General features: G+C 72.3%; 12 protein-coding genes. 5 read left to right on the forward strand and 7 right to left on the reverse strand.

Going from position 1 to position 14,260, the window contains the following annotated elements:
* Window positions 1–126: 126 nt before the first annotated feature.
* Window positions 127–1,062, reverse strand: a complete 936-nt coding sequence (locus ACFYO2_RS46360; RefSeq protein WP_388362674.1) for an SMP-30/gluconolactonase/LRE family protein — start codon at window positions 1,060–1,062, stop codon at window positions 127–129.
* Between the two features lie 256 nt (window positions 1,063–1,318).
* On the opposite strand from ACFYO2_RS46360, the gene ACFYO2_RS46365 reads away from it, so the two are divergent.
* The gene (locus tag ACFYO2_RS46365; RefSeq protein ID WP_388362677.1) at window positions 1,319–3,049 is read left to right on the forward strand and encodes a S8 family peptidase; all 1,731 of its coding nucleotides are present in this window, start codon (window positions 1,319–1,321) and stop codon (window positions 3,047–3,049) included.
* A 36-nt stretch (window positions 3,050–3,085) separates the two neighbouring features.
* Window positions 3,086–3,664, forward strand: coding sequence for a hypothetical protein (locus ACFYO2_RS46370; RefSeq protein WP_388362680.1), 579 nt, complete (start codon window positions 3,086–3,088; stop codon window positions 3,662–3,664).
* A 121-nt stretch (window positions 3,665–3,785) separates the two neighbouring features.
* On the opposite strand, the gene mshC is transcribed toward ACFYO2_RS46370, so the two are convergent.
* The 4 genes from mshC to ACFYO2_RS46390 form a co-directional block, all read right to left on the reverse strand.
* A complete protein-coding gene (mshC, locus tag ACFYO2_RS46375; protein ID WP_388362683.1) occupies window positions 3,786–5,015 on the reverse strand; it encodes a cysteine--1-D-myo-inosityl 2-amino-2-deoxy-alpha-D-glucopyranoside ligase in 1,230 nt (409 codons plus the stop codon).
* Window positions 5,016–5,154: 139 nt separating this feature from the next.
* Window positions 5,155–5,985: an SCO1664 family protein gene (locus ACFYO2_RS46380; RefSeq protein ID WP_388362684.1), complete on the reverse strand. Its 831-nt coding sequence runs from the start codon at window positions 5,983–5,985 to the stop codon at window positions 5,155–5,157.
* Complete coding sequence (locus ACFYO2_RS46385; RefSeq protein WP_388362687.1) at window positions 5,949–6,539, reverse strand: DUF3090 domain-containing protein; 591 nt, start codon at window positions 6,537–6,539, stop codon at window positions 5,949–5,951. Before ACFYO2_RS46385 ends, ACFYO2_RS46380 begins: the two co-directional genes overlap by 37 nt.
* A 57-nt stretch (window positions 6,540–6,596) precedes the next feature.
* Complete coding sequence (locus tag ACFYO2_RS46390; RefSeq protein WP_388362689.1) at window positions 6,597–7,283, reverse strand: histidine phosphatase family protein; 687 nt, start codon at window positions 7,281–7,283, stop codon at window positions 6,597–6,599.
* A 107-nt stretch (window positions 7,284–7,390) separates the two neighbouring features.
* Between ACFYO2_RS46390 and ACFYO2_RS46395 the strand changes: the two genes are divergently transcribed.
* The gene (locus ACFYO2_RS46395) at window positions 7,391–8,386 is read left to right on the forward strand and encodes a magnesium and cobalt transport protein CorA (protein ID WP_388362692.1); all 996 of its coding nucleotides are present in this window, start codon (window positions 7,391–7,393) and stop codon (window positions 8,384–8,386) included.
* A gap of 55 nt (window positions 8,387–8,441) precedes the next feature.
* Here the strand turns inward: ACFYO2_RS46395 and ACFYO2_RS46400 are convergent, their stop codons facing one another.
* A complete protein-coding gene (locus ACFYO2_RS46400; RefSeq protein WP_388362695.1) occupies window positions 8,442–9,230 on the reverse strand; it encodes a ferritin-like domain-containing protein in 789 nt (262 codons plus the stop codon).
* A gap of 281 nt (window positions 9,231–9,511) precedes the next feature.
* Window positions 9,512–10,567 (reverse strand): LLM class F420-dependent oxidoreductase, encoded by a 1,056-nt coding sequence (locus ACFYO2_RS46405; RefSeq protein WP_388362698.1) that lies wholly within the window; start codon window positions 10,565–10,567, stop codon window positions 9,512–9,514.
* A 422-nt stretch (window positions 10,568–10,989) separates the two neighbouring features.
* Between ACFYO2_RS46405 and ACFYO2_RS46410 the strand changes: the two genes are divergently transcribed.
* Window positions 10,990–11,973 carry an aldo/keto reductase gene (locus ACFYO2_RS46410; protein ID WP_388362701.1) on the forward strand — a complete coding sequence of 328 codons (984 nt, stop codon included), beginning with the start codon at window positions 10,990–10,992 and terminating at the stop codon, window positions 11,971–11,973.
* Complete coding sequence (locus tag ACFYO2_RS46415; protein ID WP_388362704.1) at window positions 11,970–14,144, forward strand: helix-hairpin-helix domain-containing protein; 2,175 nt, start codon at window positions 11,970–11,972, stop codon at window positions 14,142–14,144. The genes ACFYO2_RS46410 and ACFYO2_RS46415 overlap by 4 nt, the downstream gene beginning before the upstream one ends.
* The last annotated feature ends 116 nt before the right edge of the window (window positions 14,145–14,260 follow it).

Genomic DNA, 14,260 nt, shown 5'->3' on the forward strand with positions numbered 1-14,260 from the left:
CCCCCCCCCGCCCCCGGGGGCCCCGCCCCCCCCCCCCCCCCCCCCCCCCCCCCCCCCCCGCGCGGGGGGGGGCCCCCCCCCCGGGGGGGGGGGGGGGCCCCCCCCCCCCCCCCCCCTTTTCCGTGGTCAGACCTGCTTCACTGCCACCGCGTCGTATTCGGTCTCCGGTGTCGGCTCCACGTCGAAGCGCGCGTTCGGCAGGTACAGCCGCCGGCCCCACGCCGCCACCGTCGTCGGGATGCGGAAGCGCGGGTCGGTGATGCGGGCGATCGCGGTGCCCTTGGTGCCGGCGTCGTTCAGCCGGAACACGTCGATCGCGTTCTGCTGCTGCTGGACGGCGTAGAGGATCCGGCCGAGCAGCAGCAGGCCGTCCCCGTTGGGCAGCCTCGCCGTGCCGAGGTCGACGGCGCGGGCGGCGCCGGTGCGCGGGTCGACGCGCATGAGGCCGCCGCCGTTCGCGAAGGCGTTGACCACGAGCAGGGCGCTGCCGTCGGGGGTGCGCTCGATGCCGTTGGCGGTGAAGTCCGGGCCCTGCTGCCAGTCGCCGGTCAGCGGCACGGTGTCCACGGCGCCTCGGGCCAGCCGGTACAACTGCGCCTTGAAGGAGTCCGTGAACCAGGCGGCGCCCGGGGTGAGGATCACGTCGTTCACGAAGGTGCCGCCGGTGGCGTGCACCTGCTCGATCTCGCCCGTGCGGGCGTCGGCCACGCGGATCTCGCCACTGACGCCGCCGGCCAGGTAGAGCGTACCGTGCCGGTCGATCTTCAGGCCCACGGTGGGGTGTCCGGTGCCGAGGCCCTTGCTGACGACGGAGCCCTGGCCGGTGGCGAGGCTCGCCCGGTAGATGTCGCCGCCCGCGAGCGAGCCGAAGTACGCGAAGGGCTTCGCGCCGATCGTGATGCCCTCGGGCTGGAAGCCGTCGGGCAGCGGGAACTGTGCCGGCCACGGGTGTTCCCCGGTCTCGGCCGCGTGCGCGGTGCTCGGTAGCAGGGCCGCGCCGGAGAGGGCGACGGCCGTCGTGAGGAGTCTTCGACGTGCGAAGGAACGGTCTGTGGGTGCCACTGTGCGTCCTTCTGCAAAGGGCCGGCCCGCGGGCCGGCCGTGCGGTCAACAGGCGCTCCCACCCCATCACATGACCGTCGCCTCCGCAGGCTATGGCCGGATTGTGACGTGACATCTGTTTCAGGACGGATTGCACACGGTACCCAATTCAACTTGTTCCAAACCAAGTTGGCGAAGACGGGGTGGACGAACCGCCGTAGGAGTGCTTGGTTGGGGCCCGAAGGCGCACCCGCACGGACGAAGGGAGCGGTACCCCATGACCGAGCAGGTACAGCCGCCGCAGGGTCCGGGAGCGTCCGGCCCGGGGCCCGACGGATCGGGATTCAGTTACCGAGGAGCCGAGCAGGAACTCGTCGTCGTCGCACGTCCGGAGGCCCGGCTGCGCGCCGGGGCAGAGGGCGTCCGCTCGGCGGCGGGCGCCGACGTGTCGGCCCTCAACATGTTCCTCAACGACGAACAGCTCACCCTGGAACCAGTGTTCGGCAGCGAGGAGCGGCTCCGGCAGTCCGCGTCCGCGGGCCCGGAGGACGCGCCCGACCTGGCGCTCTTCTACCGGTTGCGGGGCGGGGAGAGCCGCGCCCAGGAGCTGCGGGCGCGGATCGCCGCACTGCCGGGCGTCGACACGGCGTACGTGAAGCCGCGCGCCGTACCGGCCTCCCTCGGGCAGATCGGGGAGGACACCCGGCGACTGAAGGAAGGGGCGCCCGCCACCCCCGACTTCACCGGCCGGCAAGGCTATCTGCGGCCGGCGCCCGAGGGCATCGACGCCTACTGGGCCTGGCAGCGGCCGGGCGGCACCGGCCAGGGCGTGACGGTGATCGACGTCGAGGGCGCCTGGCAGCTGGGCCACGAGGACCTGGCCGCCAAGCTCGCCGGCGTCGTCGTCGGCACCCCGCTGGCCGACCTCGCCTGGCGCAACCACGGCACCGCCGTGATCGGGGTGATCGGCGGCGACCGGGGCGAGCACGGGGTCACCGGCATCGCGCCGGACGCGGTGACCGCGGCCGCGTCCTTCCAGGACATCGGCACCGCGGCCGCGATCCACGCGGCGGCCGACCGGCTGGCGCCCGGTGACATCGTGCTGATCGAACTGCACCGCCCCGGGCCGCGGTTCGACTTCGCGGAGCGCGACGACCAGCGCGGGTACATCGCGCTGGAGTGGTGGCCGGACGACTTCGCGGCCGTCCGGTACGCGACCGCCAAGGGCGTCCTCGTAGTGGCGGCCGCCGGCAACGGCGGCGAGTCCCTCGACGACGGCGTGTACGAGCGCCGCCCGGACGAGTTCCCCGAGTGGTGGCGGGACCCGTTCAACCCGTCCAACCCGTCCTCCGGAGCCGTCCTGGTCGGGGCGGGCGCCCCGCCGCCCGGCACGCACGGCCGCGACCACGGCCCGGACCGCTCGCGGCTCGCCTTCTCCAACTACGGCGCTCGCGTGGACGCCCAGGGCTGGGGACGCGAGGTCACGACCACCGGCGGCTTCTGGGACCGGCCCGGCGACCTGCAGGGCGGCCCCGAGGAGATCGCCTGGTACACGGACACGTTCTCCGGGACCTCCTCAGCCTCCCCGGTGGTGGTCGGCGCGCTGGCGGCGCTGCAGGGCATGCTGAAAGCGGCCGGCCAGCCGCCGATGTCCCCCGAACGCGCCCGTTCGGTGCTGCGGGCCACCGGCTCTGCGCAGCAGGACGCGCCGGAACGGCCCGCCTCCCAGCGGATCGGCAACCGGCCCGACATCAAGGCGGCGGTCACCCGGCTGCTGCCCGAGGCGGTCGGCTCGGGCCAGGCCGAACGGTACTGGGACGAACTGCTGCCGTATCCGCGCGAACTCCCGCCCCGCCTCCGGCTGTTCGTGGCCGGTGGCTGGCGCAACCTCAACCACCCGTCCCCCGAGATCCGCCAGGCGGTGCACGCCGCCTTCGCGGGGGGACGGCCGGACGTCCGTGTCTGGTTCTCGGACGACGAGATCGTCGGCCTGGTCATCGCAGGCTGACGGTTCCTCATTCCACCCATGGAAGGTGGCACTCGCATGAGCATCAACCCGCAGATGAGTCAGCAAGGACAGCAGGGCCAGCAGGGCCAGCAGGGCCAGCAGGGCCAGCAGCAAGGGCAGTTCCCGAGCACGTCGCCGTACCAGCAGCAGAACCAGCCGTTCGGCATGGGCGGCGGCATGGGCGGCGGCACGCTCGAGCAGTTGCAGCAGCTCGGCCAGCAGCAGCCGTTCCAGCAGTTGCTGCAGCAGCTCGCCCAAACGCAGTTCGGCCAGGGTCAGCAGCAGGAACAGCAGGCACAGCAGGCCGAGCAGCAGGTGCAACAGCAGTTGCAGCAACTCGCGCAGACCGTGGTCCAGCAGGTGATCCAGCAGGTCCAGGCGCAGTCCCTCGCCTCCGGCGCGGCCAATGGCTTCATCGACATCGTCCACCCGCTGCAGGGCCAGCCGCAGCAGATCTTCCTGCGCGTCAACGGCCAGTTCCGGGTCCTCAACAACCCGGCCCCGCAGATCCACCAGCAGATCCAGGAGGCCTTCGCCTTCGGCCACCAGGTGATCGGCGTATGGGACACCCAGTCGCCGAACGTCCTGCGGAGCGTGCGGATCCAGCGGATCTGACCCGCTCCTGAACAACCCACCCCGGAAAGACGGGAGGGGCGCTTCCCCCGCGGGGAGGAAGCGCCCCTCTCTGCTGTCTTTCAGCGACGGAACGCCACTGTGTCTTCCCGGTCTTCCGGCGCTACAACGCCACGCCCAGCAGCGCGTCCACGGCACGCGACACCACACCGGGCGCGCCTTCGTCCGTACCGCCCCGCTCGTTCTGGAGCGCCACCCACCGGTCTACGGCGGCCAGTGCGGCCGGCGCGTCGAGGTCGGCGGCAAGGGCCTCGCGGATCTCCTCGACGAGCGCGTCGGCGGGCCGGCCGTCGGGCCGGGAGACGGCGGCACGCCAGCGGCCGAGCCGGTCGAGGGCGTCCTGGAGGACCTGGTCGGTCCACTCCCAGTCGGCCCTGTAGTGGTGGGCGAGGAGCGCGAGCCGGATGGCCGCGGGGTCGACTCCGTCGCGCCTGAGCTGCGAGACGAAGACCAGGTTCCCCTTGGACTTGGACATCTTCTCGCCGTGCAGGGCGACCATGCCGGCGTGGACGTACGCCTTGGCCATGGGGAACTCGCCGGTCAGCACCTGGGCGTGCGAGGCGCCCATCTCGTGGTGCGGGAAGGCGAGGTCGGAGCCGCCGCCCTGGACGTCGAAGCCCATCCCGAGGTGGTCGAGGGCGATGGCGACGCACTCGATGTGCCAGCCGGGCCGGCCCCGCCCGAGCGAGCCGCCGTCCCAGCTGGGCTCGCCCGCACGCGCGGCCATCCACAGCATCGGGTCGAGCGGGTTCTTCTTGCCCGGCCGGTCGGGGTCGCCCCCGCGCTCGGCGGACAGCAGCCGCATGGCGGCGGCGTCGAGGTTGGACACCTTGCCGAAATTCGGATCGGCCTCGACGGAGAAGTAGATGTCCCCCTCGAGTTCGTACGCGGCACCCGCGTCCCGCAGCCGTTCGACGAGCGGCACGATGCCGGGTATCGCCTCGACCGCGCCGATGTACTGCTGCGGCGGCAGCATCCGCAGGGCGGTCATGTCCTCGCGGAAGAGGGCCGTCTCCTTCTCGGCGAGGGCGGCCCAGTCGATGCCGTCGCGCTCGGCCCGCTCCAGCAGCGGATCGTCGATGTCGGTGACGTTCTGGACGTAGTGAACCTGCCGCTTGGTGTCGAGCCACACGCGCTGCACAAGGTCGAACGCGTTGTAGGTCGCCGCGTGACCCAGGTGGGTCGCGTCGTACGGCGTGATGCCGCAGACGTAGATACGGGCGACGGGACCGGGGTCGAGGGATACCAAGCCGCCGGTCGCGGTGTCGTGGATCCTCAGGTCGCGGCCCTGACCAGGCAGGGCGGGGACCTCGGAAGCGGGCCAGGCATGCATGTCATGAGCCTAACCGGACGGATGTTCCGTATACGAACCGGACCGGGCCGGATGGCCGGTACGGCGTCCTTGCGCGATATCGCTCGGTGTGTTCTACGGCTGGTCGGTGTGTTCTACGGCCGGTCAGTGTGCTCTACGGCTAGACGGGCGGCCACGGGATGGCCGGCCACTCCCCGCTGGGCTCCGGGTGCTTCCTGGTGGCCAGCAGCGCGTCGACACGCGCGCGCGTGGCGTCGAGTTCGGCCGCGGTGACCAGCGCGGTCAGCCGGGCGGCCAGCGCCCCTTCCGGGCCGAGCGCCTCCTTGAGGCCCTTCAGTACGTCGACCGCCTCACCCGTCAGCGGCTCCCCGGCCCATCCCCACAGCAGGGTCCGCAACTTGTTCTCGGCATTGAAGGTGACACCGTGATCAATGCCATACAGCCGGTTCCCGGCGGCGGGCAGGAGGTGGCCGCCCTTGCGGTCCGCGTTGTTGATCACGGCGTCGAGCACGGCGAGCCGGCGCAGCCGCTCGTCGTCGGCGTGCACGAGCAGCGCGGTCCGCCCCTCCCCCACCTCGGCGAAGCTGATCGCCTTCCAACCCGGCTCCGGCTCCTGGCCGTCCACGAGCGCGAGCAGCTCGGCCCCGGGCGTCACCTCGATCCACAGCTGGCACATGCCCTCGCCGTAGGGCCCGTCCCGCAGCACGGTGGGCGGTACCAGCCCCCAGCCGGTCGCCTCGGAGACCTCGTACGCGGCGACCTCACGCTGCGCGAGGGTCCCGTCGGGGAAGTCCCACAGGGGCTGCTCGCCGGCGACCGGCTTGTAGATGCAGGCGGCCTCCCGCCCGTCGTGCGTGATCGTGCAGTACAGCGCCGCGTTGGACGCCTCGCGGATGCGGCCGCGCACGGTGAGTTCGCCCTCGGCGAGGAGTTCGGCAGATGTCGCCCCGGTCGTCACGCTCCGCGGCGGTATCCGTTCTGGCGCGGACATACGTGTCCTTCCGGGTCGAGCGGGAGGCTGCACAGCGGGCACGGCGGCCGCCCGGCGTTGACGACGTCCAGGGCACGCTTGGCGAAGGCTCTCGCCTGCGCGCCGGTGAGCCGGACCCGCAGCATCGGGGGGCCGTTCTCCTCGTCCTGGAGGAGGCGTTCCTCGGCCTCGGCGAGGTCCTCCTCGGAGTCGGCGTCGAGTTCCACGAGGGCCTGCGCCTCGACGATCATGCGCTGTTCCTCGCCGTCCCAGGCGAGGGCCATGGTGCCGACCCGGAACTCCTCCTCGACGGGGGTCTCCAGAGGGCGGGTGTCGGCGACTTCGGTGGGCGCCACCGCCGGGACGGCGGCGCTGCCGCCACTACGGCGTACGACCTCGTCCAGCAGCTCGTCCATCCGCTCGGCGAGCGCGGCGACCTGGGTCTTCTCCAGCGCCACGCTGGTCACCCGGGGGCCGGCAGTGGCCTGGAGGAAGAACGTACGGCGTCCGGGCAGTCCGACCGTACCGGCCACGAAGCGGTCCGGGGGGTCGTAGAGGAACACCTGACGGGACACGTCCTGTCTCCATTGAAATCGTGGGTGTGAACCGCTTCACCCTACTGCGCCCGACGATCACGGTGCGCCTGCACCACCCCCGACGGTGGCCTCGCCGGCCGGAGGCTCCTCGCTCGGCGCCAGGGAGGTGAAGTCGCCGGTGTCCCCGAGCCGGACCAGAAACGGCCTCAGGCGGGTGTAACGGATCGCGGTGATGGAACACGGTTCAACGGAAATCCGCTGGAAGAGGTCGAGATGAAGTCCGAGTGCGTCCGCCACGAGCGACTTGATGATGTCGCCGTGGGAGCACATCAGGTACACGGCGTCGGCGCCGTGGTCGCGCTCCACGCGCGCGTTCCACTCGCGCACCGCCTCGGCCGCGCGGGTCTGCATCGACCGCATCGACTCCCCGCCGGGGAACGCGGCCGCCGACGGGTGCGCCTGCACCACCTCCATCAGCGGCTCGCCCACGAGCTCGGCGAGCTTGCGGCCGGACCAGTCGCCGTAGTGGCACTCCCCGATCCGCTCGTCGGTGTGCGCGGTGAGGCCGGGCCGGGTGTCGAGCAGCGGCCGGATCGTCTCCTGGCAGCGCTGCAGCGGGCTGCTGACGACCTCGGAGATCGGCAGCTCGGCGAGCCGCCCGGGCAGCGCGGCGGCCTGCGCGGCCCCACGCTCGTCGAGAGCGACGCCGGGCGTCCAGCCGGCGAGCAGTCCCTCGGTGTTGGCGGTGGAACGTCCGTGCCGGACGAGGATCAACGTGGGCATGCGGCCCAGCGTATGCGTACGCTGCCCGCGGCCGGGACGCGCCGGTGCCTCCCGGAGACGAAGAAGCCGGCGTGCCGGGGCTCGCGGGCGGAAGGGGAGCACACTCCGTGATCGTCGACTGCGCCATCTACCGTGACGGACACCGGACGGAGGGCCCCGAGGATCTCTCCGACGCCCTCGCCGAGGCCCGGGCGGCGCACGGATTCGTCTGGATCGGGCTGCACGAGCCGTCCGAGAAGGAGTTCGACCACGTCACCCGGGAGTTCGGCCTGCACCCGCTGGCCGTCGAGGACGCCCTGAAGGCCCACCAGCGGCCCAAGCTGGAGGTCTACGACGACTCCCTGTTCCTGGTCCTCAAACCGGTCGTGTACGAGCCGAAGAGCGACGCCGTCTCCACCGGCGAGGTCATGCTCTTCCTCGGCGACTCGTTCGTGGTGACCGTCCGTCACGGTGAGGGCTCCCCGCTGGGCGCCGTACGGCACCGGATGGAGCAGGAGCCCGAGCTGCTCGCCAAGGGCCCCACCGCCGTGCTGTACGCGGTCGGCGACGCCGTCGTCGACCACTACCTGGACGTGGCGACCGAGCTGCAGACCGACCTGGAGGAGCTGGAGGCGGAGGTGTTCTCACCCGACGGCGGCGGCTCGCGTCACACCGCTTCCCGGATCTACACCTTCAAACGCCAGATCCTTGAGTTCCGCCGGGCGACCGGCCCGCTCGCACTGCCGCTGACCCGCCTCGCGGGCGTGGGGCAGTTCGGCGGGACGGTGCCCTTCGTGAACGACAAGGCGCAGCCCTTCTTCCGTGACGTCAACGACCACCTCACGCGCGTGAACGAGTCCGTGGAGGGCCTGGACCGGCTCGTCTCGGACGTCCTCTCCGCGCACCTGGCGCAGATGAGCGTCCGGCAGAACGACGACATGCGGAAGATCTCCGCGTGGGCGGCCATGGCCGCGATCCCCACGATGATCGCGGGGATCTACGGCATGAACTTCGAGCACATGCCGGAGTTGCACTGGGTGTGGGCGTATCCGGCGGTGATTGTGCTGATGGCCGGTCTGGAGGTGCTGCTGTACCGGCTGTTCAAGAGTCGGGGGTGGATGTAGTGGGGATAGTGGGGGTCGGAGACGATCTTGGGTGCACGCACACGTGGGCTTGGGTTCAGGCGAACTCGGGGGCCGAGGCCGCCGGGCGGCCCAGGGCGTCTCGGCGTTCCGGCATCCTCAAGGACACCATCCGGCGCCAGCCCATCAGGCGTTCGTATCCGTACACCGCGTGGATGCCCGCCGCGAGCACCGCCGACTTCGCCCTCGGCCAGCCCAGGATGCGGCCCATGTGCGCCATGACGGCGAGGCTGACGTCCCGGTAGATGCCGATCTCGACGAGCGCGCACTCGCGCAGCGTCCGCTGGATCAGCCGTCCGTGCCCGGCCGCCGCGAGGCGCAGCAGCTCCTCGTGGGTGTACGCGAGGTGGTTGTCCTCGTCGTTGGAGATCATCCGGACGGCCTTGCCGACCATCGGGTCGTCCGCGAAGTGCTTGCGCAGCATCACCATCTGGTCGGCGGCCCGCTGCTCGGTGACCCTGCTGTGCGAGAGGTAGGTGACGATGTCCTCCACCGTGAGCGGCCGGTCGCCCCTGAGCTTCTCGTGGGCGAGTCCGATGCCGTGCTTCTCCAGGAGCATCGTGTAGTCGGTCCCGGGCGGAACGGGCACGGGTTCGAGGCCGCGCTTCTTCATCAGGGCGTTGAAGATCCGCCCGTGCTTGTCCTCGTCGGCTCCGTGCCGGGTGATCTTGGGGGCCATCCGGCGCTCGCTCTCGGGGACGAGCGCGGCGATGCGGGCGTTCTCCCAGCCGCCCTGGGATTCCCCGCTGGCCGCGATGGAGCAGAACAGACGGAAGGACTCGTCGTCGTCGAGGATCTCCTGGAACAGACTCTTGGCCGAAAGCATCGTCAGCACCTCTCCGCAGGACTCTCCGCAGGGTTCCGCAAAGAACGAGTCAAATGCGGCGAGAGGGGTCCTGCAACAGCTGTGCCGGACAACTCCGCCAGAAGGAGGACCCGCGGGGTCGCTCCGGGGCGTAACCGCACGGGCCGGGGCGCGTTGTTCTGCGTGACGGCCGTGGCGGGGAAGACCCCCGAGCCCCCACCACGGCCGTGGAAACTTCGGTCTTTGCTTGTCTTGGGCGAACGCGAGTTGTGATGCGGGGCCGGGCTTGTGTGGCCCGGGCTCTATGCGAGCCCGGCGCGCTCCAGGGCCTCCGTGCCGGCGCGCAGCGAGGCGATCCGCTCGTCGAGCGTGAAGCCCGCGGGGGCGAGGGTGAGCGTGGTGACTCCGACCGCGGCGTACGCCTTCATCCGGTCCGCGATGCGGTCGACCGAGCCCAGCAGTGTCGTCTGGTCGATCAGGTCGTGCGGGATGGCGGCGGCCGCGCCCTGCTTGTCGCCGGACAGGTACTTGTCCTGGATCTCGGCGGCCTCCTGCTCGTAGCCCATGCGTCGGGCGAGCTGGTTGTAGAAGTTCTGCTTGCGGCTGCCCATGCCGCCGACGTACAGCGCGGTGTACGGGCGGAAGGTGTCGGCGAGCGTGGTCACGTCCTTGTCGTCGCCGACGGCGAGGGGCAGGGTCGGGCAGACGTCGAAACCGTCGAGGGTCTTGCCGGCCTTCTCACGCCCCGCGCGCAGGTACTTGATCGCCGTGTCCTCGAGGTGGTCGGCCGAGGGGAAGATCAGCAGCGCGCCGTCCGCGATCTCGCCGGTCTGTTCGAGGTTCTTCGGGCCGATGGCGGCGATGTACAGCGGGATGTGCTCGCGTTCCGGGTGCACGGTGAGCTTGATGGGCTTGCCGGGGCCGCCGGGGAGGGGCAGGGTCCAGTGCTCGCCCTCGAAGGAGAGGCGCTCGCGGGTCATCGCCTTGCGGATGATCTCGACGTACTCGCGGGTGCGGGAGAGCGGCTTGTCGAACTTGACGCCGTACCAGCCCTCGGAGACCTGGGGGCCGGAGACGCCGAGGCCGAGGCGGAAGCGGCCGCCCGAGAGCGAGTCGAGGGTGGCGGCGGTCATCGCGGTCATCGCCGGCTGGCGGGCCGGGATCTGGAAGATGGCCGAGCCCACGTCGATGCGCTCGGTCTGTGCGGCGACCCAGGTGAGTACGGTGGCCGCGTCCGAGCCGTAGGCCTCTGCGGCCCAGCAGACGGCGTATCCGAGCCGGTCGGCCTCCTGGGCGACGGCCAGATTGTCCGCGTCCATGCCGGCACCCCAGTAGCCGAGGTTGATCCCGAGCTGCATGCCGAATCCCCTTACCGATCAGTAACGTCCCTTGTTCGGAGACCTTAGCGTGCGGGTGCGTGGCGGTGCGCGGGGCGCCTTCGGTTTCGTTGGGGGTCGGGGACGTGTCGGGGGGTGTCCGTCCTCGGAACGGCGCGGAATCGGTCGCTTGTCGAGGTGTTGGTGTTGACGCGCCAACCCTGCGGGCGGACACCCCCCGACACGTCCCCTTGCCGCCCTACGCGGGTGCGTGCCGGAGCATCCACGCTTGCGACAAAACAACCATCCCTCGCCCGGACGGCGACGGCGGATCCCGCAACGTGGGTAGCGGCCATCCCTACCCCCAACCCACCTCTGCCCCCAGTCGGTGGGTGTGGCGCTGGGGGGAACTGGTTGTCCACAGGGCCCCACGCGGCAGGTTCTGGCCAGTAATCTCGGCGTTCATGGAGCAGAGGCATCTCGGCCGCACCGGCCTGCGTGTGTCCCGGATCGGGCTCGGCACTCTCACTTGGGGCCGGGACACCGACGAGCACGACGCCGCGGACCTCTTGAAGACGTTCTGGGAAGCGGGTGGGAGTCTCGTCGACACGGCGGACGTGTACGGCGACGGGGAGGCGGAGTATCTGCTCGGCCGTCTCATAGAAGGTCTCGTGCCGCGCCGGGACCTGGTCATCTCGACGAAGGCCGGCAGCGTGCCGGATCCCGACCGCCGGTTCGACGGCTCGCGCGGGCATCTGCTCTCCGCGCTGGACGCCTCGCTGGCCCGGCTCGGCACGGACTACGTCGACGTGTGGCACATCCACGCCTTCGATCCGGACACCCCGCTGGAGGAGACCCTTCAGGCACTGGACCTGGCGGTCAGCAGCGGGCGAGCCCGGTACGCCGGGGTCTCCAACTTCTGCGGCTGGCAGCTCGCCAAGGCCGCGACCTGGCAGATCGCGGCGCCGGGGACGCGGACCCGGCTGGCCAGTACGCAGCTGGAGTACTCGTTGCTCCAGCGGGGTGTCGAGCGTGAGGTGCTGCCGGCCGCGCTGGACCTGGGGATCGGGATGCTGCCCTCGTCGCCGCTCGGACGCGGGGTGCTCACCGGCAAGTACCGGCATTCGACGCCCGCCGACTCGCGGGGCGCCTCGGAGCATCTGGCGCCGTTCGTCGCGCCGTATCTCGACGACACGGCGGGCCGGATCGTGGACGCCGTGACGACGGCGGCGGACGGGCTCGCGGTGACGCCGCTGCAGGTGGCCCTCGCCTGGGTCCGCGACCGGCCGGGGGTGGCCGCGCCGATCGTCGGCGCGCGCAACGCGCAGCAGCTCGCGGCGGCATTGTCAGTGGAGGCCCTTAGTCTTCCTGACGAGATCTGCCGGGCGCTCGACGACGTGTCGGCGCCCGTGCACCGCTATCCCGATCACGACTGGAGCACGCTGTGAGCACGGAGCCGGAGCCCGCTGAGGACGCAGAGGACGCCGAGCCGGGGACACCGGGCGCCGCGGCGGAGGGCGCCGCCCCCGAGGGCACGACCGTCGGGGATACCGCGACCGGCGATGCCGAAGAAGCGAAGAAGTTGTCCGAGGCCGAGGCCGAGCTGGCCGCGCAGCGGCTGGAGCGGGAGCGGATCGAGAGGCGGAAGGCCGAGAAGCAAGGGCCCATCCCCGCCGGGACCAAGCTCAGCGGGAAGGCCGCCGACCTTCTCGCGGCCGTACGGGCGGTGGAGAGCGGCGAGAAGCCCGTGGCCGCCGTCTTCAGCGAGCCCCAACCCGCACGCCGCCCCGCGCCTGAGCCGAGGCCGCAGCCGGTGTCGGCCCGCCCGGTGGCCGCGGCTGCGGCCCCCGCGGCGGAGAACGTCGAGTCCGTGGGGCGGGTACTGGCCGAGGGCGGAGCGCCGGACGCGCTCGCACCGCAGGTCGCCGCCGCCCTCGGTGAGGGTGCCGACGAGCAATTGCGGGCGGATCCCTGGCAGTTGTTGCGGGTCCCGGGGGTGCGGCCCGAGCAGGCCGACGGGTTCGCGCGGGCGCTGCTCGGCGCGGAGTCCGCTCCGGACGACGAGCGGCGCGGCCGTGCGGTCACCGTCTGGCTGCTGGAGCAGGCCGCCCTCGCCGGGCACACCGCCCTGGAGATGCCGGCGCTCACCGCCGCGCTGGCCCAGCGGGGTGTGCCGGATGCCGACGCGGCCGTCCAGAGCGCTCTCGCCGAGGGCGACGCCCTGGTCTTCCAGGACGCCCTGGACGAGCCCGGGGTGCCGGCCCGGCGGGAGCGGGGTGACGGGGCGGAGGCGGACGAGGAGGACGAGGAGCGCCCGGTGCGTGTCCTCGTCGGTCTGGAGCGGTACGCCCTCGCCGAGGAGAGCCTCGCCGACGGCCTGGCCCGGCTGATCAACTCGGTGCCGAAGGAGGACGGTTCGGCCGCCGACTGGGAGCAGGCCGCCGCCTCTGCCGGGGGCTCCACGGCCGAGCTGATCCGGGCGGTCGCGGGCCACGGCCTGGTCCTGCATACGGGTGGGGAGGCAGCCCGGGCCGAACCGGCCCTGCTGGTGCGCGCGGCGCGCGGGCTGGGGTTGCGTGCCTGGGCTGCCGCGCACGGTCCGATCGGCCGTGCCCGCTTCGCGGCGCACGTCGCCCGTGACGACGTACCGGAAAGCGATGCGGCCGCTGTCGCCACCGTCGCCGGGCTGCTGTCCGGTGCCGAAGGGCCCGGCCGGGACGCCGACGGGGCGCTGGATCTCGACCTGCTCGTGGTGCTCGACGCGCCGCAGCTGGACGTCGAGACGGCGGCGCTGCTCACCGAGTCGTTGGCGGACGGCGCCCGGCTGGTGCTGGCCGGCGATCCGGCGGTGCTGTGGTCCGTGGGTCCCGGGCGGGTGTTCGCGGATCTGCTGGCCGCGCGGATCTGTCCGCAGGTCGCCTCCCGGCGCCCGGACCCGGGTCCGCTCGGCGAGCTGGTCTCCGGCATCGGCATCGGCGAGCTCAACCAGGTCGAGGCCCCCGGCAAGGAGGTCGTCATCGTCCCGGTGCGGGACGCGGGCGAGGCCGTGCACCGGACCGTACAGCTCGTCGCGGACTCGGTGCCCCGGGCGATCGGGGTTCCCGTCGAGGAGACGCAGGTGATCACGCCGGGGCATGGTGGTGCGGTCGGCACGCGTGCGTTGAACGTGGCCCTGAAGGAGCGGCTCAACCCGGGTCCCGGGCGGTTCGGCGGTTTCGATCCCGGCGACCGGATCGCCTACTCCCCCGCGCCGGGCCGTACGCTGCCGGGCCGCGTGGTCAAGGCCGACGTCGGCGGGCTGCACCTGTCGTGTGCCGGCGAGGCCGTCGTCGTACCGCAGGAGCGGGTGGAGCAGTCCGTGCGGCACGGGTGGGCGCTGACCGCGCACCAGGCGGTGGGCTCGCGGTGGCCCGCGGTGGTCGTGGTGCTGCCCGGCGATGCCGTGCAGGCGCTCAGCCGGCCCTGGGTCTACACGGCGTTCGGCCGGGCGCAGCGCCATCTGTCCGTGGTCCACGGTGTGGACCAGGCGCTCGCCCGTGCCGTGGCCGAGATCCCGGCGAAGCCGCGCACGACCCGACTGCCCGCCCTCCTCGCACCGCAGATTCCGACGGCCGACTGACAGGGCCAACCCGCGACACGAGGACGGGGGGGGGGGGGGGGGGGGGGGGGGGGGGGGGGGGGGGCCGCGCCCCGCCCCCCCCCCCCCCCCGCCCCCCCGCGCCCCCCCCGCGCGCG

Source organism: Streptomyces sp. NPDC006602 (genome assembly GCF_042870385.1).
In the GTDB taxonomy this organism is placed as follows: Bacteria; Actinomycetota; Actinomycetes; order Streptomycetales; family Streptomycetaceae; genus Streptomyces.